The 23,800-nt window shown below is 73.0% G+C and carries 19 protein-coding genes; 14 read left to right on the top strand and 5 right to left on the bottom strand.

The window, feature by feature from the left end:
- The first annotated feature begins 411 nt into the window (after positions 1-411).
- Positions 412-1,224: a hypothetical protein gene (locus tag WMF33_RS31425; protein WP_437332071.1), complete on the top strand. Its 813-nt coding sequence runs from the start codon at positions 412-414 to the stop codon at positions 1,222-1,224.
- Positions 1,225-1,287: 63 nt separating this feature from the next.
- Here WMF33_RS31425 and WMF33_RS31420 read toward each other — a convergent pair whose 3' ends face one another.
- Entirely contained in the window at positions 1,288-2,319 is a 1,032-nt protein-coding gene (locus WMF33_RS31420) for a GDSL-type esterase/lipase family protein (RefSeq protein ID WP_437332070.1), read from the bottom strand.
- Positions 2,320-2,902: 583 nt separating this feature from the next.
- Here WMF33_RS31420 and WMF33_RS31415 point away from each other — a divergent pair.
- The 5 genes from WMF33_RS31415 to WMF33_RS31395 are packed head-to-tail and all read left to right on the top strand — an operon-like array spanning position 2,903 to position 7,472.
- The gene (locus tag WMF33_RS31415) at positions 2,903-3,499 is read left to right on the top strand and encodes a response regulator (protein ID WP_437332069.1); all 597 of its coding nucleotides are present in this window, start codon (positions 2,903-2,905) and stop codon (positions 3,497-3,499) included.
- 42 nt (positions 3,500-3,541) lie between these two features.
- Positions 3,542-4,273: a sensor histidine kinase gene (locus WMF33_RS31410; RefSeq protein ID WP_437332068.1), complete on the top strand. Its 732-nt coding sequence runs from the start codon at positions 3,542-3,544 to the stop codon at positions 4,271-4,273.
- On the top strand, positions 4,270-5,178 hold the full coding sequence (locus WMF33_RS31405) for a hypothetical protein (RefSeq protein WP_437332067.1): 909 nt from the start codon (positions 4,270-4,272) through the stop codon (positions 5,176-5,178). Before WMF33_RS31410 ends, WMF33_RS31405 begins: the two co-directional genes overlap by 4 nt.
- Positions 5,175-6,710, top strand: coding sequence for a sensor histidine kinase (locus tag WMF33_RS31400; RefSeq protein WP_437332066.1), 1,536 nt, complete (start codon positions 5,175-5,177; stop codon positions 6,708-6,710). The genes WMF33_RS31405 and WMF33_RS31400 overlap by 4 nt, the downstream gene beginning before the upstream one ends.
- 27 nt (positions 6,711-6,737) lie before the next feature.
- On the top strand, positions 6,738-7,472 hold the full coding sequence (locus WMF33_RS31395; protein ID WP_437332065.1) for a response regulator: 735 nt from the start codon (positions 6,738-6,740) through the stop codon (positions 7,470-7,472).
- A 100-nt stretch (positions 7,473-7,572) separates the two neighbouring features.
- Here WMF33_RS31395 and WMF33_RS31390 read toward each other — a convergent pair whose 3' ends face one another.
- Both WMF33_RS31390 and WMF33_RS31385 read right to left on the bottom strand, forming a co-directional pair.
- Entirely contained in the window at positions 7,573-8,295 is a 723-nt protein-coding gene (locus WMF33_RS31390; protein WP_437332064.1) for a GNAT family N-acetyltransferase, read from the bottom strand.
- A complete protein-coding gene (locus WMF33_RS31385) occupies positions 8,292-10,970 on the bottom strand; it encodes a serine/threonine-protein kinase (RefSeq protein ID WP_437332063.1) in 2,679 nt (892 codons plus the stop codon). The genes WMF33_RS31390 and WMF33_RS31385 overlap by 4 nt, the downstream gene beginning before the upstream one ends.
- A 211-nt stretch (positions 10,971-11,181) precedes the next feature.
- Here WMF33_RS31385 and WMF33_RS31380 point away from each other — a divergent pair, with 211 nt between their 5' ends.
- Positions 11,182-13,215, top strand: coding sequence for an OPT family oligopeptide transporter (locus WMF33_RS31380; RefSeq protein ID WP_437332062.1), 2,034 nt, complete (start codon positions 11,182-11,184; stop codon positions 13,213-13,215).
- 196 nt (positions 13,216-13,411) lie between these two features.
- On the opposite strand, the gene WMF33_RS31375 is transcribed toward WMF33_RS31380, so the two are convergent.
- The gene (locus tag WMF33_RS31375; protein WP_437332061.1) at positions 13,412-14,611 is read right to left on the bottom strand and encodes a patatin-like phospholipase family protein; all 1,200 of its coding nucleotides are present in this window, start codon (positions 14,609-14,611) and stop codon (positions 13,412-13,414) included.
- Between the two features lie 502 nt (positions 14,612-15,113).
- Here WMF33_RS31375 and WMF33_RS31370 point away from each other — a divergent pair.
- Both WMF33_RS31370 and WMF33_RS31365 read left to right on the top strand, forming a co-directional pair.
- The gene (locus WMF33_RS31370) at positions 15,114-15,557 is read left to right on the top strand and encodes a hypothetical protein (protein ID WP_061628371.1); all 444 of its coding nucleotides are present in this window, start codon (positions 15,114-15,116) and stop codon (positions 15,555-15,557) included.
- 37 nt (positions 15,558-15,594) lie between these two features.
- Entirely contained in the window at positions 15,595-16,203 is a 609-nt protein-coding gene (locus WMF33_RS31365; RefSeq protein ID WP_437332060.1) for an antibiotic biosynthesis monooxygenase family protein, read from the top strand.
- A gap of 37 nt (positions 16,204-16,240) precedes the next feature.
- Here WMF33_RS31365 and WMF33_RS31360 read toward each other — a convergent pair whose 3' ends face one another.
- Positions 16,241-17,110, bottom strand: coding sequence for a PAS domain-containing protein (locus tag WMF33_RS31360; protein ID WP_437332059.1), 870 nt, complete (start codon positions 17,108-17,110; stop codon positions 16,241-16,243).
- 527 nt (positions 17,111-17,637) lie between these two features.
- On the opposite strand from WMF33_RS31360, the gene WMF33_RS31355 reads away from it, so the two are divergent.
- The 5 genes from WMF33_RS31355 to WMF33_RS31335 all read left to right on the top strand — a co-directional run bounded on the left by WMF33_RS31355 (position 17,638) and on the right by WMF33_RS31335 (position 23,738).
- Positions 17,638-18,567 (top strand): NAD-dependent epimerase/dehydratase family protein, encoded by a 930-nt coding sequence (locus WMF33_RS31355; RefSeq protein ID WP_437332058.1) that lies wholly within the window; start codon positions 17,638-17,640, stop codon positions 18,565-18,567.
- 383 nt (positions 18,568-18,950) lie between these two features.
- Positions 18,951-20,192 (top strand): enolase C-terminal domain-like protein, encoded by a 1,242-nt coding sequence (locus WMF33_RS31350; protein ID WP_437332057.1) that lies wholly within the window; start codon positions 18,951-18,953, stop codon positions 20,190-20,192.
- A complete protein-coding gene (locus tag WMF33_RS31345) occupies positions 20,189-21,307 on the top strand; it encodes a hypothetical protein (RefSeq protein WP_437332056.1) in 1,119 nt (372 codons plus the stop codon). Before WMF33_RS31350 ends, WMF33_RS31345 begins: the two co-directional genes overlap by 4 nt.
- Complete coding sequence (locus tag WMF33_RS31340) at positions 21,304-22,077, top strand: SDR family NAD(P)-dependent oxidoreductase (protein WP_437332055.1); 774 nt, start codon at positions 21,304-21,306, stop codon at positions 22,075-22,077. Before WMF33_RS31345 ends, WMF33_RS31340 begins: the two co-directional genes overlap by 4 nt.
- On the top strand, positions 22,074-23,738 hold the full coding sequence (locus WMF33_RS31335) for an MFS transporter (RefSeq protein WP_437332054.1): 1,665 nt from the start codon (positions 22,074-22,076) through the stop codon (positions 23,736-23,738). Before WMF33_RS31340 ends, WMF33_RS31335 begins: the two co-directional genes overlap by 4 nt.
- Positions 23,739-23,800 lie beyond the last annotated feature (62 nt).

Raw genomic sequence — 23,800 nt, 5'->3', positions numbered from 1 at the left:
CGGCCGACCTCGCTGCTCACGGTAGCTCATATAAGGTGTGGACCCTTGGACGTCCGTCGATGGCCGTCCGGTTCCGGCGCGCCCGTTGAACAAACTCTGGATCTCGCCCGCGCCCGTCCGGCGTCTCGGGGCGGAGATCGCGGAGCGGCGGCAGGCGGAGAGGCGGACCGGAGCGCGCCCGCAGCGCCGCTCGCCCGGCGGCGGCGGAGCTCGTCCGGCGCTGTGCGAGGTCGCTAGAATGTTCTGCTGGAGCTATCGACTCCATCGCTTCGATCTGCAGCGAATTGACCTCTGACGCCGCCGGTGAGAGGGCGATGGCGCCGGCTCCGCCGGCGACCTGTCGCGAGGTGCGCCGCGAGCGCCCCACGGCCGGTGAGCGACGGCGCGAGGTTCCTTGAAGGAGTGCGAGACATGCTGAGGCAACTGGCGACGAACATCGTTTTGCTCGCGTTCGCGGCGGCTCTTCCGATCGCGTGCTCGGGATCGGGGGACGGCCCTGGGGCCGCCGGCGGCAGCGCCGTCGCCAGCGGGAGCGGCGGCGCGGCGGCGTCCGTCGGGCAGACCTCGGCCAGCAGCGGCGCGGGCGGGGACGGCGGCGCGGGCGCCGGCGCGGACGGGGGCGGCGGGGCGGGCGAGGGCGGGGCGGCCGAGGGCGGCGCGGGCCCGGGCACGGGCGGCGCCGGCGCCGGCGGCGCGGGCGGGGGCGAGGGCGGCGCTGGGGCCGGCTGCGTGGGGATGGGCGGGATCACCTACACGCTCGCGATGGCCCCCGCGCCGACCGCAGAGCAGCAGTCCGCGTACGCCATGATCACGAGCGCCATGGATGAAGCGCTGTCGCACTACAACTGTTACACGAGCATCGAGAAGAGCCTGTCGGTGTCCTATGTTCCGTCGGTCGCGACGGCCGACGGCAACGTCAACGGATCCATCCGGTTCGGCGCGTTCAGCTCCATGAATTACATCACGGCCATGCACGAGATCTCCCACACCCTGGGGGTCGGCAGCCTCGAGTTCGCGGCGATGGTGAGGGACGGCGTCTTCACGGGCGAGGCGTCGACGAGCCAGCTCAGGGCGATCACGGGGAACGCGAGCGACGTCGTGCACGCGGACAACCAGCATTTCTGGCCGTACGGTCTCAATTACACGAGCGAGGTCGAGACGACGGACGACCTCGTGAACCACTGCAAGATGGTGATCGCCATCCGCGAGGACATCGGCTACTGAGGGCGCGCTGCGGCGCGGCCCGCGCGGCGCGGCGCGGGGGCGCCCCGGCGCGCCGGCGCCGCGTCACCGGAGGTACGCGGCCAGGCCGAGCCCCTGATCGCGGATGGCGTCGGCGACCACCCGGGCGATCCGCGCCGCGCCGGAGCGCGAGAAGTGCGTGTGATCATCGCAGAAGAACTCGCCGACCGGCCCTCCGGTCGTCGCGCTCACGTCTCCGCCGGGGACCGGGCAGAAGCCGAGCTCGTTGTAGAGCGCGACGCTGCGCTCGTGGAGATCGATCACCGGCACGCCGTGCTCTTCGCCCGCCTCGTGGGTCGCGGTCACGTACTCCCCGCGCGTCCCCCGGGCCGTGCTGCCACTACAGGCGATCGCGCTCACGGGCGTCACGAACACGGGATGCGCGCCCCGCTCCTGCGCGGCGCGGGCCATCATCCCGTAGCTGGTCTTGAAGGCGTCGAGCCCCACGTGCCGATCGCACGTGCGCGATCCGTCGTTGATGCCGAACTGGATGAACAGGGTGTCGCCCGCCTTCATGCCGTCGAGCATCTGAACCCACCTGTCCTGAAGTACGGGCTCGCCGCTCGCGTCGCGCTCGAGCGCGCACTCCCCGGTGGCATCCATGGTGCTCTGCACGTGGTAGAGCCACGTGCGCACGCTGCGGCCGCCGACCGCGCTGTTCACCACGGTGACCCGCTCGTCGAAGAGCGCCGCGATCTGGCCGCCCCAGCCCGCCGGGCAGGGGGTTTGCCCGTTGGCGACCGTGGAGTCGCCCGCGATCCAGATCGTGATGTCCGGCGGCGGATCCATCCCGCCTGACCCGGCGCCGCCGCCTCCGGGCGCGCCGCCCGAGCCCGCCGCGCCGCCGCCGCCAGCAGCGCCCGACGAAGCCGCCGTGCTCCCGGCGCCCGACGAAGCCGCCGTGCTCCCGGCCCCCGCGCTCGCGCTGCTCGCTCCCGGCGGCGGGCCTCCGCCCGTCCCTGCGCCGGGGTCGCCGGCCGCGCCCTCCGCATCCGTGCAACAGGCCAGGGCGAGCAGCGCGACCCCCGACGCGCCGGCCGCCCGCCGACGAGCGGCAGATCGTAAGTCCAGGTGCATGAGCATGCCTTCCTCCTGCATCCCTGTGTCCGGGACGCCTTCCAATCAATCACCGATGGGCGTTTTTTTTTCTCGGAGCTGCCCACCGAGGCGCGCTCCGGGGCCTCGTCGCCGCATTTTTGAAACAGCGTCGGAATCGAGCCCGCGCGAGCTCCGGCGCTCCGCGGCCGCCCCTCGACAGGGGAGACGAGGTGAAGAGACATGAACCGACGTCACGAGCGCAGCGGTTCGTTCCCGACGCACGGCGGTATACGGACGGAAACAGGCCAAGTCGCTGGCACTCCGAACGGAAATCCACTCTTCCGCCGTGAGCCGTAGACAGCCGTATTATGCCGTTGACTGACGCGGAAATTGTCACGTAGCTTTACGAAGAGCCGACGCTGGCCAAGGGGGGGGCGTCGCACGGGACAGCAGAAATCACCCAAGCGCGCTCTCGTACGCCCGCGACGCAGCGGTACGAGGCTTCGCCGCGCGATAGCCAGAGGAGACGGTAGTTGTGCCCATGTCTCTAAGAGCTCATCGCACACTCTCGCAGGGGGAGGACGAGAGCGACGTCCATCTCGTCTCACGACGAAGGTATCGAGTGCTCGTCGTCGACGACGAGGAGAGGGCGCTTCGCAGCATCGCCGCCGTCCTGTCGACGGACGTCGATGTCGTGACCTGCTCGTCGGCAGAGCACGCGCTGAAGCTGCTCGAGGCGAGGCGGTTCCACCTCGTCTGCTCCGACTTCTTGATGCCTGGAATGAAGGGAGACGAGCTGCTCCGGCGGGTGTCGGGCATGTCCGTGTACACGAGCTGTCTCCTCGTCACCGGGGCCGACGAGTACATCCGCTCCATGAGCGGCAGCCACAACTATGTCATCCTGAAGCCGTTCGACCCTGACCGCCTCATCGGGATCGTGCTGCAGCTCTCGCGCCTCGCCGAGATGAAGCGGTCGGTCCACTCGATGGCCGACTCCCTCGGATCGTCGGGCCCGACGGGGGCGGCCGCCGGGGGCGAGATGGTCTCCTGCGAGCCTGCCGACGCCGGCTCGCCGCCGGACTCCGCGCCGGCGCCGCCCACCTCGAGGTTCGGCGCGCGCGCGGCGGCCGGGTCCACGGCGCGGGGGCCGCAGCAGGGGCCGGAGCTCACGAGGGCCGACCCGGCGAGGACCGGCGTCCCGGGGCGCTCTTGCCGATGAGGCCGCGCGCGGCGTCGACGCGGGCGGAGGACGAGGAGCCGTATGATCAGCTGGGATCCCCTGGGCGCAGCAGAGCAGGCCGCGGTCGCGGACGAGATCCTGTCCGTGCTGCGCCACGACCTGCGCAACCGCTTCGCCATCGTCCGCAATGCGTCGTTCTACATCAAACGCAAGGTCGCGGGAGACGCGGCCTACTCGGCGGATCCGAGGATCGCGGAGTTCTTCGGGATCATCGACGAAGAGGTGATCGCGGCGAGCGCGCGGCTCGACGAGTCGGTCGACGCCGCGCGGGTCTTCACCCGCCGGAGCGCGCGCGTGAGCGCGGCCGATTGCGTGCGGCGCGCGGCGGCGTGCGCGCGCGTCGGCGCCTCCGGGGCCCGCATCGAGCTCTCGGCCGACGACGGCGACGTCGAGGCGGACCCGATCGAGCTCGCCGTCGCGGTGAGGTGCCTCATCGAGAACGCCGTGGCGTCGACCCCAGGGGACGGCGTGGTCACGGTGCAGGGCGCCGCGAGCGGCGCGCGGTACCTGATCGAGGTCACGGACGCCGGGGGCTCCACCGGCGAGATGGACGGCGAGGCGAGCCTGCGCCCGTTCACCACGACGAAGCCGGGTCACTTCGGCCTCGGGCTGAACATCGCGAGGCGGGTCGCCCGGCGCTATGGCGGCACGCTCGCCCTCGAGCCGCGGTCGCGCGGCACGTCGGCGGTCATCGAGCTGCCGCTCGCCGCCCCGCCGGAGCCCGGCGGCGCCGGGCCGGAGCCGGCGCCGTGAGCGCGGGCCGACCGCCCCGAGCGCGCGCGAGGCGCCCGCCGGCCGCCCGGAAGCCGGCGGCGGCGATCGCGCCGCGGCGCGCGCGCCCCGGCATCGCGCTGGGCCTGCTCCTGGCCGCGTCGACGGCGGCCGCGCCGCCGGAGCGGGAGCGGTCCGAGGCCGCGGGGGAGCCGGCGCAGCCCCCGGTCGAGGAGCTGTTCCTCGGCGAGACGCCGTTCCCGCAGGAGGCGCTCGAGCTGCAGGTCACGAGCGCGCCGGCGTGGGAGCGCGACGGGCGCCGGGTCCGCATCGGCGTCCCGCTGCTGCTGGAGCTCGGCATCACCGATCGCCTCCAGGTCGGGGCCGAGCTCCCCCTCGAGCTCGTGCGCCACGACCGGGGGGCGACGGCCGGGCTCGGCGCCGTCCAGGCGGGGGCGATGGTCAACCTGGTCGACAGCGGGGCGCTCGGGCTCGCGCTGTCGGCGGGGCTGGAGGCCGCGCTCCCCGCCGGCGCGCGCGAGCTCGGCCCGCCAGGCTACGCGCTGGAGCCGTTCGTGAGCGTCGACAAGGCGATGGCCGGCGTCCACGTGGGCCTCTCCGCCTCGGCGGAGGTCCGGCTGCCGGCCACGCGGCGCGGCGCCGCGGAGCTCAGCCCTGGCGTCGCGCTGGCCGTGGTCCTGCCGGTCGGCCCCGTGGCGCCGACCGTGGAGCTCGCCGCCGAGCTCGACGAGGCCGCGTCGCTCGCCGTCGCGTCCGGCGTGCTCTGGCGCCCGGCGCCCGGCCTGGAGCTCGGCGCCGCGCTCGAGCTCGGGCTCGCCGGGGAGACGCCCGACGTCGGGCTCCTGCTCCTCGTCACGACCGAGATCGAGCTCGCCCGCGGCGGCGATGAACCCCTGGAGCACGGAAGCAGGAGCCGCTCCCCATGAGCATTCGAGCCAGACTGGCCTCCATCTTCGGCGTCGCGCTGGCAGCGGTCCTCGTCGCCGGGGGAGCGTTCTACTTCACCATCGCGGAGATGCTGATCTTCCAGCGGCGGGCCGAGGCGTCGTACGAGGATCTGACGCTGCACGTCACCCTCGCGAGCGACGCGAGCCGGTACATGAACGAGGCGGCGAAGGTCGCGCTCCTCGGCGGCGTCACCGCGGAGCTCGCGGACGCGGCCGAGGACGCGGCGCGCGACCTCGGCGCCATCGAGGCGCTCAAGCGGCGGATGATCGCCGACGAGGAGGTCAGGGAGAGCGACGAGGAATCGACGGAGGAGCTCGGCCACATCCGCTTCATGCGAGAGAGCCTCGAGCACATCGTCGCGAGCACGGCGGGGATCGCCCGCGTCGCGGACGGCAGCGCGGGCGAGCGGCACGCGATGTTCGTGCGGCTCTCCGATCACGAGTACAAGGAGCGGTTCCTCCCGCACATCAACGCGGCGGTCCACGACGCGGAGCGGGACATCGCCAGGGTCCTCGCCGACGAGCACCGCCTCCGCGCGCGGGTGGCGGCGCTCGGGGCGGCGGCGATCGGCGGAGCGCTGGTCATCCTCGTCGCGCTGCTCGGGAGGCTCCTCCGCGCGATGGACCGCGGCTTCAGCGCGCTGGTCGAAGGCTCCCGGCGGATCGCTCACGGCGACCTCGATCTGCGCCTCCCCGAGCTCGATGAGCACGAGTTCGGGCGCCTGAGCGCCGCGTTCAACCACATGGCGCAGAGCCTCCAGGCCGCCCAGGAGGCCAGGCTGCGCATGGAAAAGCTCGCGGCGGTCGGGCAGCTCGCGGCGAGCGTCGGGCACGACCTCCGGAACCCGCTCGGCGCCGTCCGGAACGCGAGCCATTACCTCGGCAAGCGCCTCTCGGCGACGGAGCTCGGCAGAGAGCCCCGCATCGCGCAGTTCCTCTCGATCATCGACAAGGAGCTCGCGGCGTGCGGCCGGATCATCAGCAATCTGCTCGACTTCGCGCGCGAGCGGCGGCCGCTGCTCTCGGCGTGCGCGCTCGGCCCGCTCGTCGACGACGCCATCTCGGTCGTGGAGGTCCCGCCGCACGTGCGCGTCGAGAACGACGTGCCCGCGGCGTTCCCCGTGGTGGAGCTCGACCGGGACCAGTTCCGGCAGGTGCTCGTGAACCTGATCCAGAACGCGGCCGAGGCGATCCCGGCCGGGCGCGAGGGGCGCGTGCGGGTCGCCGCGGCGTGGGGGAGCGACGGGCTGACGCTCTCGGTCGCGGACAACGGGACGGGCATCCCCGCGGACACGCTCGCGCACATCTTCGAGCCGCTCTTCAGCACCAAGCTGAAGGGGACCGGCCTCGGCCTGGCGATCAGCGCCGGGATCGCCCGCCGGCACGGCGGCACGCTCGAGGCGAAGAGCGAGCCCGGCGGCGGCGCGACCTTCGTCGTCCGGGTGCCGGCGCGCGAGGCCGCGACGGCCGCGGAGCCCACCGCCGCGCCCTCCGGGGCGCAGGGCACATGACAGGGGGGTCGAGCCATGCAGGGGTCCATGCAGCAGGTCAAACGCGTGCTCGTGGTCGACGACGAGGAGGGCATGCGCATGACGCTCGCCGCCAACCTCGAGCTCGAGGGGTACGAGGTGGTGGAGGCGAGGGACGGCGCCCACGCGCTCGAGCTCGCGGAGCGGCAGGCGTTCACGCTCGTCCTCAGCGACGTCCGCATGCCCGGGCTCAACGGCGTCGAGACGTTCCGGGAGCTCAAGCGGATCCAGCCCGAGCTCACCGTCGTGCTGATGACCGCGTTCGCGCTCGAGCAGCTCATCGAGGAGGCGATCACGGAGGGCGTCTACACCGTGATCTACAAGCCGTTCTCGATGGATCACCTGGCGCGCGTCGTCGCTCGCGCGGTCGACGCGCCGGCCGTCCTCGTGGTGGACGACATCCCGAAGGTCGCCGACTCGATCGTCGCGGTGCTCCGGGCGGCCGGGCTGTCGGCCCACGCCGTCCACGACGGGCGGACCGCGGTCCAGCACGTCCTCGAGCGGCGCGTCGACGTCTGCGTGCTCGATATCGTGATGCCCGATCAGGACGGCGTCGCGACGTGCGCGCAGATGCGGGGGCTGAAGAAGCGCGTCACGGTGATCGCCATGACCGGCCACTCGGTCCCGGAGATGGTCGGCGCGATCATGAGCCAGGGCGGGTACACGTGCCTGCGCAAGCCGTTCGACGCGCGCGAGCTCATCCACACCATCGCCCGCGCCCGGGGCGACGCGCCGCCCGAGTGAGCCGCCGCGGCGCCGCCCTGCCAGGCCGGCGGGCGCCCCGCGCGGGGGGGGGGAGGCCGGCGCGCCCGGCGCTCGCGCCGGCCCGGGGCGCGGCCCCGCGTCACCCCGCCGGCCGGCCGGACGGCGGGGGCGCCTCGGGGGCTTGCGCCTCGGCGGCCGGCCTGCGCTGGAGCTGCTCCTGGAGGAGCGGCATCGCGCCGTACCCGGCGCCGACGAGGCGCTCGTCGAGCCGGGCCAGGCCGCAGCGGAACTCGTACGCCCTGAGGTGCGCCTCGTTGTGGAAGTACCTGAGGTTCAGCCCGGGGCCGATGGCGGCGTCGATCTCCATGGCGACGATGCGGAACCCCGCCTTCAGCTTGGCGATGAGCACCGCGTTGTTGCTCGGCGCGTGCTCGCTGACCACGTAGTCGAAGCCGAGCTCGCGCGTGTAGGCGAGGATCCGCTGGACGATCTCCCCATAGAGGCCGCGCCGGCGGTAATCGGGGTGAACGAGCGAGTGCCACATGCGGTACGTCTCGGCGTCCTTCTGGTGGCCCGCGAACATCGCCGCGACCCGCTCGCCGTCGCGCGCCACCCAGAAGTCCGCGAGGCGGCGGCCCCCCTCCGACGAGGCCAGGCGGGCGCGGGCGCGCTCCCCCTCCTCCCCGGACAGCGCCGCGAGGTTGAAGTAGAACTCGGGCGGGAAATGGCGGCGCATCTCGGCCTCGTGCAGCGCCCAGTACGCCTCGCTGCCGTCGATCCGCTCGATCGGGTAGCGGCCGGCGAGCGGCTCGCCGAAGTGCTTCCGTCGGATCGGCTCGGCCCAGTCCCACCCTTCGCTCATGCGACGCCCCTACCACGGCCGTCGCTCCACCCCAACGACCGATCCGGGCTCCTCGGCCCGGTCTCGCGGCTCCGCGCGAGGTGCTCGGCGAGGACCTCCGGATCCTGCTCGCCGGCCTCGACCAGCCACGCGCCGGCGAGCTTGTGGCCGAGCTCCCGGTCGCGATCGGTGAGCATCGCGTACGCCGCCTCCCGCAGGAGCGCATTGCGGAAGGCGAGCTCCTCCTCGCCCGGGAGCCGCGAGCCCGGCCGGCGCTCGAGGATCTCGCGCTCGAGCAGCTCGGCCCACGCCGCGCGCTCGCTCGGCCCCTGCGCCGGCGCGCCGAGCAGCGCGCGCACGCCCCCGGCCCAGCAGACCTCCCCGAAGACGCTCGCCGCCCGCAGGAGCCGCCGCGCCTCGGGCCCGAGCGCGGCGATGCGCGCCTCCACGAGCCCCAGCGCGGCCTCCGGCGGCGCGCGGCGCCCCTCCGCCGCGGCCCGGACGAGCTCCTCGAGGCAGAACGCGTTGCCCGCGGCCCGCTGCACGAGCGCGGCGGCCTCCTCGGGCGCGAGCGACGCGCCCAGCGCGCTCCGCACCAGCTGCTCGGCCGCCCGGACGGGCAGCTCGCGCAGCCGGAGCTCCGAGAGGCCGCGCTCGGCCCAGAGCTGCGGGAAGAGCGCGTGGACCTCGGGCCGGGCGAAGGCGAGCACCGCGTAGGGCCGATCGCCGAGCTCCCGCAGCGCCCGGTCGAAGATCCCCACCGAAGGCGCGTCTCCCCCGTGGAGATCCTCGAGCACCACGAGCATGGGGCGCGCGCCCGTCACCGCCCGCGCGTAGTCGACGTACGCGCGCTGGATCTCCTCGGCCATCCGCGCCGGGTCGCGCCGCGCGTCCTCCAGCGCCGCCGGCGCTTCGTCCGGCGGGGCGAGGCCGAGCAGCTCGCCCAGGAACGCGGCGGCCCGTCGCCCCTCCTCGCCCGCGAGCAGCGACCCGAGCGCCTGCGCGAGCCTGGCCCGCTGCTCGCCCGGCGCCTCGCCGGGGGCGAGCCCGAGCGCGCTCCGCAGCGCGCCGGCGAGCAGCGCGAGCGCGGCGCCCCCGCCGAGGGCGTCGCCGCGGGCGACGCTCAGCGCCACGCCGGGGTGACGCTGGCGCAGCGCCTCGACGGCCTCGCGGCGCAGGCGCGATTTCCCCATGCCCGCCCCCGCGGTCACCAGCGCCGCCGCGGAGCGCCGCTCGGTGAAGCTGTCGTCGACGAGCTCGAGCAGCTGCTGCAGCTCCCGCTCGCGCCCGACGTAGGGGCTCGGCCCGCCGAGGAGCCAGCGCGCACCCTCGCCGATCTCGCGCTCCGCCTCGAGCCGCGCGAGCCCGCCCTCGGCCACGACCTCGAAGCGCGCGTCGAGCAGGGCCCGCGTCGCCGCGTCGACGACGACGCCCTCGCGCCGGCCGTCCGCGCGGGCGGGCGCGGCGGCCGCGTCCAGCAGCGCGGCCGCCCGACCCAGCGCCTCGCCGAACGGCGACCCCCCCATGGGCTCGCCCCGCGCCGTCACCAGCGCGACCGCCGCGCCGGGGAGCATCGCGCGGATCTGCAGCGCGCAGCGCGCGGCGAGCGCCGCCTGATCGGTCGCGCAGCCCGCGCTCGCCGCGACGGCCGCCACGATCCCGTCGCCGAGCTCGATCACCTGAGCGCCGAGCGTCATGGCCGCGCGGCGCACCGCGGCGAGCGTGCCCGGCGGCGGCGCGTGCGCGTCCAGGGACTCGGTCGTCGCGGAGAACGAGGGCTGCGCGGACCGGACCGCGACCACCGAGGCGAGCCGCCGCTCCCGCATGGAGATCGCCGCGGGCGGGGGCAGGGCCGAGGCGGCGCCGCTCCCCTCCAGGGCGCCGAGCGCGTCGAGGCAGCGCACCACGGCCGCGCCGTCCTCGGGTCGCTCCGACGGATCCTTGCCCAGCATCCGCGCGACGAGCGCGTCGAGGGCCTCGGGCACCTCGGGCCGCAGCTCCCGCGCCCGCGGCGGGTCCTCGAGGAGCAGCTTCCACACGACCGACAGGTGCTGCCCGCGGAACGCCCGCTGCCCGGTGAGGCACTCGAACAGCACGCAGCCGAGCGAGAAGACGTCGGCGCACCCGTCGAGCGCCTCCCGGTCGCCGCGCGCCTGCTCCGGGGCCATGTAGCCCAGGGTGCCCACCACCGCCGACGTCCCGGTCAGGCGCGACGTGGCGTCCGCGAGCAGCGCGATCCCGAAATCGAGCAGCTTGACCCCATCGAGCGCGCCGTCGACCAGGAAGAGGTTGCTCGGCTTGATGTCGCGGTGCACGATCCCGCGGGCGTGCGCCGCGCCGAGCGCGTCCGCCACCTTCCGGGCGAGGGCGACGCTCTCGTCGACGCGCAGCTCCTGCCGCGACAGCCGATCCGCGAGGCTCTCGCCGGAGAGCCACTCCATCGCGAGGTACGGCTCCCCCGTCGGCGCCACGCCGTGCGTGACATACCGCACAATGTGCGGGTGCGAGAGCCGGGACAGCGCCGCGGCCTCGCGGAGGAAGCGCGCCTCGGCGCGCGCGTCGAGCCGGCGCAGCAGCTTGATCGCGACGACCTCGCCGCTCGCGCGATCGAGGGCCCGGTAGACCGTGCCCATCCCTCCGGAGCCGGCGACCTCCGCCAGCTCGAAGCGGTCGTCGAGCAGCCTGCCGGGGAGCATCTGTGGGCAGGATGCACCGTCCCCCGAGGGCCTGGCAAGGCGGAGGGGCGGCGCGATCGTGTCATGGAGCCGGCGCGGCGCGCACCGGTGACTTCGTCGCGTTCAGGTATCTTCATGAACGGGTATCGCAGGTCGAGGGGGCGGCGCGGCGGGCAGCAGGAGCCCACCCGAGCGCGCTCGCGGGGCCCGCGCCGGCCCGAGGAGACATCGCATGCCGCTCTTTCAAAAGGCCCCCGCGACACCCGAGGAGATGGAGCGCCACAGGCCGCTCGACCTGTCCCCCGAGGAGGTGAGCGAGCTCGACGAGGGGGCCTGGTACGCGCGCGCCTACCGCGGCGACGAGACGCCGCAGCTCACCGTGCGCGCGATCGTCATGGGCGCGGCGCTCGGCTTCGTCCTCGCGTTCACGAACCTCTACCTCGGGCTCAAGATCGGCTGGCACATCGGCGTCGCGATCACCGCGTGCCTCCTGTCGTTCGCGATCTGGGGCTCCTTCGTGCGGCTCGGCGTGGCGCGCACGCCGATGACCATCCTCGAGAACAACTGCATGCAGTCGACGGCCTCCGCGGCCGGCTTCTCGACGGGCAGCACGATGGTCTCGGCGATCCCCGCGCTCCTCATGCTCTCGGCCTCGGCCGAGCGCCCGGGGGGCGAGCACCTGCCCTGGCCGGTGCTCGCCGCGTGGACGTTCTTCCTCGCCGTGCTCGGCGCCGTCCTCGCGATCCCGATGAAGCGCAGCCTGATCAACCAGGAGAGGCTGCGCTTCCCGTCGGGCACGGCCGCGGCCGTCACGCTCCAGAGCCTGTACAGCAAGGGGGAAGCCGCGGCGGGCAAGGCGAAGGGGCTGCTCTTCGCCGCGCTCGCGGGCGGCGTCGTCCCGCTGTTCACCAGCCTGAACGTGGCCCGCGACGCCGACGCCGCGGGGAAGGCCGCGCGCGCCGCGCTCCTGCCCGGCGCCGTCAAGGCGTTCGACGGGCTGCCCGGGATCGCGGGCGCCGGCAGGACGTATCCGCTCTCCGACTGGAACATCAAGCTCGACCTCGGGCCTGCGCTCATCGCCGCCGGGGCGCTCGTCGGGCTGCGGGTCACGGCCTCGATGATCGTGGGCGGGCTCGCCCTCGCGCTGTTCCTCGGGCCCTGGGGCATGGAGTCGATGTGGACCAACCCCGCGGGCGCGACCGTCCCGGCCGTGACGCGCCCGCAGGCGGCCTGGCGCGAGATCGGGCTGTGGGCGGGCGCGCCGATGCTCGTCTCGGTCGGCCTGCTCTCGCTGGCGCTGGAGTGGCGCACGATCGCGCGCGCGTTCACGGGCCTGCGGCGCAGGGGGCCGGCGAGCGCGCCTCCGCGCGGCGAGGGCGGGCGGCCGCAGGAGGGCCTCGCCGAGCGGGTCGCGCGGACCGAGGTGCCGGGCGCGTGGTTCTGGTGCGGCGGGCTCTTCGCCGGCGCCGGGGTGGTCGCGATCGCGTGGCGTTTCTTCGAGATTCCGCCCTACTTCGGCGTGCTCGCGGTGCTGCTCACGTTCGTGCTGTCGCTCGTCGCGTGCCGGGCGACCGGCGAGAGCGACGTCACGCCGACGGGGGCGATGGGCAAGATCATGCAGCTCGTCTACGGCGTGCTCATCCCGCAGAACGCGACGGCGAACCTGATGACGGCCGGCATCACGTCGGGCGCGGCGGCGGCGAGCGCCGACCTGATGACGGATCTCAAGTCGGGCTACCTGCTCGGCGCCGACCCGAGGCGCCAGTTCATCGCGCAGATCCTCGGGATCGTCCCCGGGACCGTCGCCACGGTGGTGGGGTTTCACCTCCTCGTCCCGGACGCGTCGGCGCTCACGGGCGGGAGCGGCGGTGAGGCCCCGTTCCCCGCGCCGGCGGCGCAGCAGTGGAGGGCGGTGGCGCAGCTCTTCAAGCTCGGGGTCGGCAACCTGCACCCGATGGCGCGGGCGTGCATCGCGGGGGGCATCGTCGCGGCGATCGTCCTCGTGCTCGCGGACAAGGCGCTCTCGGGCGAGAGGCACAAGGCGTACAGGAGATACGTCCCGTCGGCCACCGGCGTCGGGCTCGGGCTCATCTTGCCCTTTTATCAGCCGCTCTCGATGTTCCTCGGGGCCGCGATCGCGGCGATCGTCGGCGCGCGCAAGGGCAAGGCCGAGGCGTACGTGGTGCCGGTCGCCTCGGGGCTCATCGCGGGGGAGAGCCTCGTGGGGGTGGTCGTGGCCGCGCTGAACAACTTCGTGCTCACGTAGGCCGGGCGCCGGCTCCGGGGCGGGCCGCTTCGCGGAGCCGCTCGCGCCGGTCGTGCGCTTCGCGCGCGATCGGGAACGAAGGGGCGGACGCTGGCTACCTCGTTGGGCCGCGCGCCCGGGCGAGGCCGCCCGCCGCGGCGAGGCCGCGAGCTCCGTGCACGCCCCGGCCCCGCAGCGCGCCGCGCCGCTGCGCCTCCTAGGGCCTCCGGAGGTGCTGCAGCAGATCGACCGGCTGCTCTGCGCGCCCTCCGCCGCCCATGGCCGCGCGGTACGTCTCGCGGAGGATCTCGTCGACGTCGAGCATCCGCTCGAGGTACTCCGCGGTCACCGTTCGATATGTCGCCTGGTATCCCTCGTTGAAGAGGATCTCCTTCTCGAGCTGCGAGATGTCCCACTTGAAGACCGGGACCGCCTCGGTGTTGACCTCGATGGCCCTCGCCCACTTGAGCTCGTCCACGGCGTTGCGCGAGACGCGGTAATCGTGCGCCTCGACGGCCGTGGAGGCGAGCGCGTAGATCGCCCGCAGCGCTTTCCCGGGGAACCGGATGCTGTGGTACCGGTCGCGAAGGATGCGGATGCCGACGGTCGCGGGCCGATCCAGCGGGAGCGGCTCGCTCCGCGCGATGCTGGGGTCGAAGACCTCCAGGGGGAAATTGCTGAGGAGACCGCCGTCGACGAGGTAGCTGACGACCCCGTTCTCCCCCGTCGTCGTCACGGGCCGGAACACGAACGGCACGCCCATGCTCATGCGCACGGCGAGCGCCACATCCATGTCGTCCGGGCTGACTCCATATTGCCGCCAGTTCAGGTCGGAGGGCAGGAAGAGCATGCGCCCGCGCGTGATGTCCGACGCCGTGACGTAGAGCTTGTACCGCCGGAGCGACCCCTCGGGCTCCTTGTGATCCGCGAGCAGGTCGCCGAACGTCCTCACCCCCTTGTCGCGCAGCTTGGATCGCAGAAAATCGAGGAAGTAGTCTCCCTGGAACATCCCGAGCTTCCACAGCACCCCGTGGGCGACGCTGAGCGGCCTGCCGACGACCGGGATCCGGGCGAGCACGCCGTGGTCGGCGAAGCGCGAGAACTCCGTGCTGGCGACGATGGTCTCGAGCTCCGCGGGCGTGTAGCCGGCCGCGAGCAACGCCGCGACGACGGCGCCGGCCGAGGTCCCCGCGTACCGGGACTCGTCGAGCGACAGCGCGAGCCCGCGCGCGTTTTCCCGGTTGAACTCCGCGATCCGCGCCTCCAGCGCCTTCAGGGCGCCGACCAGCGCGATCCCCTTCACGCCGCCGCCCTCGAGCACGAGGTTCAGCTTCTTGTTCAGCGCTCGCGCCATCCCGGCCCCCGGAGCGGGCGCCTGCCCGGCGCCGCGCTCCTCGTCCACCACCGCGCTCTTCATGTGGTTTCCCCCTCCCGCGGCGCTCGGCTCCCCGGCGGGCGCTCGCTGCGATCACGGCCCCTGTCCAGCCGGGGTCGACGACGCACGTCGACGCGCGTCGATGCACGTCGGCGCACGTCGACGCACGTCGACGCACGTCGACGCGCTTTGCAATCCGCGTGCGAACGGCGGGCTGCGCTGGAGGGGACCACCGCGCATTCCCGCGCCGTCGCCCGGCCTGGACATGTCGTAAATCCGCGGCCGCGGGGATGGCCCCTGATGTCATCGCTGGATCCTGCGCGATCGTGGCGGACATCCCGGGGGATCTCGGCCCCAGCCGTCGAATTTGACGCGTCGCGTTGTCGTCGCCCTCGGCGCCTCCTTGGCGCCTGGGGAGACCGCCATGAGCGAAATCGCGGCGTCGATTGAACGTTCCGCGGGCGTCCGGGAACGGAGGTTCGTTCGGCCAACGCAACGGCGGCCCCGCGGAGGGGCGCCGGGGCGCGCCCACAAGGAGTCACCGATGACGCCCGTCTCCTCTGCCCCTCTGGCGCGGAGCTCTGCGCCGCGATCCGCCTTTCGCCGGCTCGTGAAGCCGCTGCTCGGTCTCATGATCTTCGCGGCGCTCTTCCTCGCGCTGGCGTGGGCGCTGGACGACAGGCCTTCCACGGCGGCGGGGCCCCTCGCGGCGGTGGCCGCGAGCCCGCTCGGCCAGCTCTCCCGGTCAGCCGCCGATCGCTCGCTCCTGGTCGGCCGCGTCGAGGAGCGCCTCCCGGCCGGCTCGTACACCTACTTCGCCGTGCGCGCCGGTGAGGCCCTCACGTGGGCTGTCACGGTCGGCGACGCCCCGCCGCCCGGCACCCCGGTGCAGGTGCGGAGCATGGGACGCAGGACGAACTTCCACTCGAGCCGCCTCGCGCGGACGTTCCCCGAGCTCGTCTTCGGGGTCGTCTCGCGCGCCGACTGAGCCCCGAGCAGCGCCCGAATCAGAAAGGACCCTGACCATGACCACGACGACACGTATGCTGAACGAGACCCTCGAGCGCCCCTCGCGCGCGCTCGCCGCCGCGGTCCTCGCGGCGCTCCTCGCGGGGTGCGGATCCGACACCGGCGCGACGCCCTCCGACGCGCCCTCTGACACGCTCCCCGCCGGGTGCACGGGCGGCGTGATCGAGGCGGATCTGGAGGCCGACCCGCTGAGCGGGCCTGGCGTCGATCCCGCGACAGGAGAGCTCCAGCCTCCTCCGGAGGGCTCGTCGTACACGGTCAGCGCGACCTACGGGATGCCGAGGCCGGGAGACGCGGTGATGGAGAAATACGTGCAGTACTTCGGGGCGATCCAGGCGCAGCTCGCGTCTCAGCCGGGCCTCGTGGCGATCCAGCTGGCGCAGTCGTCGTCCTGCGGCTCCGGGCGCACGCTGGCCGTCTGGTCGTCGACCGAGGCGATGTACGAGTTCGTCATGAGCCCCGCTCACCTGGCGGCGATGGACGCCGTGAACGAGCTGGTCCAGCCGAACTATGCCGTCACCCACTGGGAGACCGCCAGGGCCGACGAGGTGACGATGGAGGAGGGGGCCCGCCACATGCACGCGAGCGACGCCCGCGCGCGGTAGCTGACGCCGCGCCGGTCGCGCCCGCTCCGGTCCAGGGTCAGCGGGCGGGCGCGCCCGCCGCGCGCTGCGCGCCGAGGCGGCTCATCGCGAAGGCGAGCCCGCTCTGGAGCGTGCCCTGCGTGGCGATCCGGCTGAAGTCGATGTCGAGGCTCACCAGCGTCCTGGCGATGTCCGGGCCGACGCCCACCATCACGCTCCGACAGCCGAGCAGCTCCGCCGCCTGCACGGCGCGGATCAGGTGGCGCGCCACGGCGGTGTCGATCACCGGCACGCCGGTGATGTCGAGGATCACGAACTCCGCGCCTCGCTGCCCGATGGCGACGAGCATGCTCTCCAGCGCCTGGGCCGCGCGCCGGTCGTTGATCTCCCCGACCAGCGGCATCAGCAGGATCCCCTGCCAGATCTGGATGACCGGCATCGCCATGCGATCGAGCAGCGCCGCCTGCGCGTCGATGATCGCGCGCTGCTCCCGGTTCTCCGCCGCCATCCGCTCGGCCTCCATGTGCCGCCGCTTCAGATCGGTGATGTCCGTGATGAGCCCGCAGAGGCCGACCACCTCGCCCTGCGCGTTCTTCATGGGGAACTTGCGGGTCCAGATCGTGCGCGTCACCCCGTCCCCGCCCGTGGCGTGCTCCTCGTTCTCGCTCGGCTCACCGGAGTTGAAGACGATATCGTCGTAGCTCCAGAAGAGCGCGGCCTGCTCCTTCGGCCAGTAATCCGGATCGCTCCGGCCGATCAGGTCCTCGTAGCGCCGCCCGATAAGCCGGCAGAAGCCCGGGTTGCACGCGATCCAGCGGTGTCGACGGTCCTTGACGAAGATAGGATCCGGGATGGTGTCGATGACGAGCTGGAGGAGCTCGAAGGTCGTCCAGTCCGAGACGTCGATGCAGGGGAGCGTGAACGCCATGGAGAAAAGCCGATCTCCCCCCGGCCAGCCTCTCGTTATCAGCCATCGGGGATGGCTCCGCAAGGACAGAAGCGGTCAGGATCATGCGCCGAATGGCAAAGACGTATTGGAGCACGCCATGACGGCGTGGACGTACTTCGGCTTTCTGGCCCGCGCTACATATTTACGAGAAGGCTTCACGCGGCGCGCGCGCGGGAGCACGCACGGCTGGAGCTCCCGCGCTCGGGTCGAGCGCGCGGGGGGGAGGTGCCACGCGACGCTTCGCTCGCGCCGGAGAGGCCGAGCCGCGCGCGCTCGCCGCCGCGTCGAAGGTCGTCGGGGAGAGGGCGGCCTCGACGAGCGCCGCGAGGTGCGGCCGTCCACCTGCCCCGCCTCACCGGCGAGAGCCGCGAGGAGAGGGGGGGGACCTCGCGGCGCTCGCGGCGTTCTCCGGCGATCGCTACGGCGCGGAGCAGGTGCGGCGCCTGGACAGAGAGCGGTATTGAGCGCTGGCCGGCGAGAGATTACGAGGGAAGCGGGAGGTGTTCATGCGAATCCTGGTCACCGGGGCGACGGGGTACATCGGATCGCGGGTCGCGCGGCGGCTTCATGCGAAGGGGCATGCGATCGTCGCGGCGGTGCGCGATGAGGCGAGCGCGCGGCGCCTGCGGGACATGGAGGTCCCGGCCGAGCCGCTCCGGGCGTCGCTCGACGACGTGGAGGTCCTGGCCGAGGCGGCCCGCTCCGCGGACGCGGCCGTGCACATCGCCTTCGAGATGCGGGGGGGCGATCTCCGGGCCGCGGTGGCGCAGGAGCGGCGCGTGGCGCAGGCCTTCATCGAGGCGCTCGCCGGGACGGGCAAGCCCCTGATCGGGACGACCGCCACCGGCGTCGTGGGCAACACGGGGCCCGTGCCCGCGGGGGAGGATCACCCGTCGGAGCCCGGCCACCCCGGGGCGCTGCGGCGGGAGTCCGAGGGCGACTACCTGGCCGCGGCGCAGCGGGGGATCCGGAGCGCGGTCGTCCGCCCGTCGATCCTCACGCACAGCGACGCGCCTCACGGCGTCGCGTCGAGGCTCGTTTCGGCCGCGCGCCAGCACGGCGTCGCCCATCACATCGGCGCGGGCGAGAACCAGGTCACCTGCGTGCATGTCGACGATCTTGCCGAGCTCTACGTCCTCGCGCTGGAGAAGGCGCCAGCGGGCCGGATCTACAACGGGAACGGGGCGAACGTGGCGACGGGCGATGTGGCGCGGTGGGTCGGCCGCGCCTTGAAGGTGCCTGTCGCGAGCGCGACGCGCGAGCAGGCCGGCGCGCTGTGGGGGCCGTTCTTCGCCATGCTGCTCGCGCTCGACCACCGGATGTCGAACGAGCGGGCGCGAAGCGAGCTCGGCTGGCAGCCGTACAGGACGACGAACAGCCTCGAAGACGACATCGCGCGCCTCGCGCACCAGCCACGCGACGAACACCCTCGCTGAGGGCCTACCCCACCTCCGCGAAGCCGTGGAGTCGACGTCGAGAAGATAGAAATTTCTTCTCTTGGCGTCCTGGTGGCTTCTCTTCGTACCGCCGCAGAGCGCCTCCCGGACGTCTCCTCGCGTGACGTCGTCGGCGAGGTAGCGCAGCTCGCACGTTTAGGATAGAAGCGTGATCAAACCTCCGAGGTCAGGGAATTCACCGGCGCCCCGCAGCACGCCTTCGTGAATCACGTGCTCGCTGCAATTTTTGCCGTCATCGCTGCCGATCGGGTCGCTGTGCGCTTCTGCCGATCGGGCGATGGTGCGCCATGCAGGTGTCGCTGACCCTCGAGAGCTTCTAGTCCAACCCATCGAACGCTGGGGCCCCGGGAGCCCCGTCCTGCATGAGAATCGTCGACATTCGCGCCACCACCGTCACCGTCCCCCTCGAGGCGCCCCTGCGCCACGCCAACGGCTGCCACTGGGGCCGCTTCGTGCGCACGCTCGTCGAGGTCGAGGCGGATAACGGGCTGGTCGGCCTCGGTGAGATGGGCGGCGGCGGCGAGTCGGCCGAGGCCGTGTTCCGCGCCATGAAGGGGTACCTCGCGGGCCACGATCCGGCCCGCCTCGAGGAGATGCGGTTCAAGATCGCGAACCCGACGGCCTCTCTCTACAACAACCGCACCCAGATCCTCGCCGCGCTGGAGTTCGCCTGTCTGGACCTGCTCGGACAGGCCTACGGCGTGCCGGTCTACGACCTGCTCGGCGGCAAGCTGCAGGACGAGGTGCCCTTTGCGTCCTACCTCTTCTTCCGCTACCCGAACGCGGACGGCTCTGGCGAGGTCCGCACCCCGAAGCAGCTGGTCGAGGAGGCGAGGGCGCTGAAGAAGAAGCACGGGTTCACCTCGCACAAGCTCAAGGGCGGCGTGTTCCACCCGGACTACGAGCTCGAGTGCTACCGCGCCGTGGCCGACGCCTTCCCGGACGACCGCGTCCGCTTCGACCCGAACGCCGTCTGGTCGACGGAGCAGGGCATCCGCTTCGGTCAGGCGATCGAGGGCCTGAACAACGACTACCTGGAAGATCCCGTCTTCGGCCTGCACGCGATGCGGCGCACCCGACAGAAGGTGCGGATGCCGCTCGCGACGAACACCGTCGTCGTGAACTTCGAGCAGCTCGCCGCGAACGTGCTCGACACGGCGGTGGACGTCATCCTGCTCGACACGACGTTCTGGGGCGGCATCCGACCGTGCGTGAAGGCGGCGGGCATCTGCGAGACCTTCGGCCTCGGCGTCGCCGTCCACTCCTCGGGCGAGCTCGGCGTGCAGCTCGCGACGATGCTGCACCTCGGCGCCGTCATCCCGAACCTCTCGTTCGCCGCCGACGCGCACTACCACCACCTCAAAGACGACGTGATCCGCGGGGGCCCGCTCCCCTACCAGAACGGCCGTATCCGCGTGCCCGACGGCCCCGGCCTGGGCGTCCGCCTCGATCGCGAGAAGGTCGCCCGCTACGCCGAGGAATACCGCCGCCTGGGCCCCTATCCCTACGACAAAGATCCCCTGCGCCCGGCCTGGTGCGCGACCGTGCCGAACGAGCGCTGGGCCGATCCCAAGGACGACCGGATCCCCGAGGTGCCGAGATGACCCTCGCCGAGCGCGTTGCCAAGGCGGTCGACGCCGCGCCCATCATCGATCTCCACACTCACCTCTTCGCCCCCCAGTTCCAGGCGTTGAACCTCTGGGGCGTCGACGAGCTCCTGACGTACCACTACCTCGTCGCCGAGACCCTGCGCGCCGAGCCGAAGGTCACGCCCGAGGCGTTCTATGCCCTCGACAAGAAGGCGCAGGCCGACCTCGTGTGGGAGGCGCTCTTCGTCCGCCGATCGCCGCTGTCCGAGGCGACCGCGGGGGTCGCCACCGTGCTCGACGCGTTCGGGCTCGACCCCGCCGCGCCGAACCTGCGCGACGCGCGCGCCTACTTCGCCGGCCGCAAGGCCGAGGATCACCTGGAGGACGTGCTGCGCCTCGCCGGGGTGAGCGCGCTCGCGATGACGAACGACCCGACCGACCCCGCGGAGCGCGCGATCTGGGAGGCCGGCGTCACGCCCGATCCGCGGTTCTACGCGGCGCTGCGCATCGACCGCCTCGTCTCCGCGAACGACCTCGCCGCCGAGCTCGACCGCTGGATCGCCCGCATGCGGCCGCGCTACCTCGCGATCTCCGTCAACGAGGTCGCGGCCCCGCCCCGGGCCGTGCTGGACGCGTGCCGCGCGCACGGCCTGCCGTTCGCGATGATGATCGGCGTGCGGCGCGCGGTGAACCCCCGCCTCGGCGTGGCCGGCGACGGCGTGAGCACCGTCGACCTCACCCCGCTCGAGCGGCTCGCCGGCGACAACCCCGACGTCCGCTTCCTCGTCACGACGCTCTCGCGCGAGAACACGCACAGCCTCTGCGTCGTGGCGCGCAAGTTCGCCAACGTCCTCCCGTTCGGGTGCTGGTGGTTCATGAACAACCCGAGCCTCATCGAGGAGACGACCTCGATGCGCCTGGAGATGCTGGGGCCGACCTTCGTGCCGCAGCACTCCGACGCGCGCGTCCTGGATCAGCTGATCTACAAGTGGCGCCACTCGCGGCGCTCGATCGCGAGCGCGCTCTCGCGACGCTATGGGGCGATGCCCGTCCCGCCGACCGACGCGCAGATCGAGCGCGACGCGCGCGCGCTCCTGGGCGGCATCGCCGGGGAATGGCTGGGAGCATGACCAAGCTCTTCGACATCGCGGGCCGCAGGGCCGTCGTGGTCGGCGGCACCTCCGGCATCGGCCGCGCGATCGCCCTCGGCCTCGCCGAGGCGGGGGTCCACACCGTCGCCTCGGGCACCCGGGCCGACCGGGCCCGCGCGGTTCATGGCGAGATCTGCGAGCGGGGCGTCCGCTCGCTCGAGGCGACGTGCGACGTGAGCGACCGGGCGTCCCTCGACGCCCTGCGCGACCGCGTGGTGGAGGCGCTCGGCGGCGTCGACATCCTCGTCAACTGCGCCGGCAGGACGTTCCGCACGCCCACGGCCGAGGTCGGAGACGCCGAGTGGAACGGCCTGCTCGACACGAACGTCACAGGCATGCTCCGCGCCTGCCAGTCGTTCTATGGCCCGCTGCGCGAGAGCGGCCGGGGCCGCATCGTCAACATCGCCTCGCTGTCCAGCTTCGTCGCCTTCCACGAGGTGGCGGCCTACGGCGCGTCGAAGGCGGCCGTGATGGCGCTCACCCGGAGCCTCGGCGCCGAGTGGGCCAAGCACGGTATCCGCACGAACGCCCTCGTGCCCGGCGTCTTCGTGACCGACCTCAACCGCGCGCTCCTCGACGGCACCCCGCGCGGGCGGGAGCTGCTCGCCCGCACGCCGCTCGGCCGCTTCGGCGAGACCCAGGAGCTGATCGGCGCGGCCCTCTTCCTCTGCTCTGACGCGGTGAGCTTCATCACCGGCACGAGCATCGCAGTCGACGGTGGCTTCTTGGCTTCGGGGGTGAACCAGTGACCGCTGCTTCTCCTGTGGTCCCGGCGAGCGGCGGCGTGATGACGCGCACCCGCTGGACCATCTGCGCGCTCCTCTTCTTCGCGACGACGATCAACTACCTCGATCGGCAGCTCTTCTCGCTGCTGGTCCCGTTCTTCGAGAACGAGCTGCGCCTCGGGCCGACGGACCTCGCGCTCATCAACGTGAGCTTCCTGCTCGCGTACGGCTTCGGCATGGTGTTCGTCGGGCGCTGGATCGACCGCGTCGGCACCGGCAAGGGGCTCAGCGCGACGTTCCTGGTCTGGAACATCGCCTCTGCGGCCCACGCCTTCGTCGGCAGCTTCGGCGGCTTCGCGGCGATCCGCTTCCTGCTCGGGGTCGGCGAGGCGGGCAACTTCCCGTCCGCCGTCCGCACCGTCGCGGAGTGGTTCCCCAAGAAGGAGAGGGCGCTCGCGACCGGCCTGTTCAACTGCGGCTCGAACGTGGGCGCCATCCTCGCCCCGCTCCTCGCGGTGCGCATCGCGGAGGCGTACGGCTGGCGCGCTTGCTTCCTCGTCCTCGGCGGGATCGGCGTCGTGTGGATCTTCTTCTGGACGCGCCTCTACCGGCGGCCGGAGGAGCACCCGAAGGTGTCGCCCGAGGAGCTCGCGCACATCCGCTCCGACGCGAAGGAGTCGACCGAGTCCCTCGGCGTCAGCGAGGTGTTCGGGATGCGGCCCGTCTACGCGGTCGCGATGGCGAAGTTCTTCACCGATGCGCCGTGGTGGTTCTATCTCACCTGGCTGCCGAAGTTCCTCGTCGGCGAGTTCAAGCTGACGCCGACGTTCATGGCCTACGCGATCCCGGTCGTGTTCATCGTGGCCGACGTCGGCGCGGTCGGCGGCGGCTGGCTCTCCTCGAAGCTCATCGCGCGCGGCCGGTCGGTCGGCGCGGCGCGGAAGCTCGCGATGCTCGCCTGCGCGCTCGCCGCGGTGCCGGTCATGGCGGTCGGGCAGCTCGTCGATGTCCCGAGCGTCGCCGGCATCCCGTCGGTGTACGTCGCGGTCGCGCTCCTCTCGCTCGCCGCGGCGGCGCACCAGGGCTGGAGCAGCAATCTCTACACGCTCGTCTCGGACACCCTGCCTCGCCCGGCGATGGCGACGGTGGTCGGCATCAAGACCGCCTTCGGCGTCGTCGGCGGGGCGATCTTCCAGATCTTCGTGGGCCGGTCGCTCACGCTCACAGGCTCGTACGCCGTGCCGTTCCTGCTCGCGGGGAGCCTGTACCTCGTCGGGCTGCTCGTGCTGCACCTCCTCTTGCCGCGCGTCGAGCCGGTCACGCCCAAGCGGCGCGTGCCGCAGGCGGCGATCGTCGCCGGCGGCCTGGCGATGCTCGCCAGCATCGCGGGCCTGCAGCTCGCCCTCAACCGTCCTCCGTACGCCTCCGTCGACGACTACCGCGCGACGCGGCCCGGCCAGCTCGGCGCGACGGGCGCGCCGGTCGAGGGCCCCGCGGCGCACGTGGGCTGGATGGACGCGCGCTGGTACCTCTGGCCGACGGCCCAGGGGACCAAGGCCGAGCTCGTCAAGCTCGACCGCGACGGGAGGCCCGTCGTCGAGTCGAAGGGCGCGAGCGCCAAGGGCTACATCGGCCCGTCCGCCACCGAGGTGCAGTCGACGCGCGCGCCGGGAGGCAGCCCGTGATCACCGCCCTCGGCGCGCCTCGTCGCCTCTGCTCGGCCCCTCGGGGCCACCTCCTCGATTCG

The sequence above is a fragment of the Sorangium sp. So ce394 genome, assembly GCF_051474665.1.
Taxonomy (GTDB): Bacteria; Myxococcota_A; Polyangia; order Polyangiales; family Polyangiaceae; genus Sorangium; species Sorangium cellulosum_D.
Note: the sequence above shows the minus strand (reverse complement) of the source record. Positions and strands in the feature narration are given on the sequence as shown.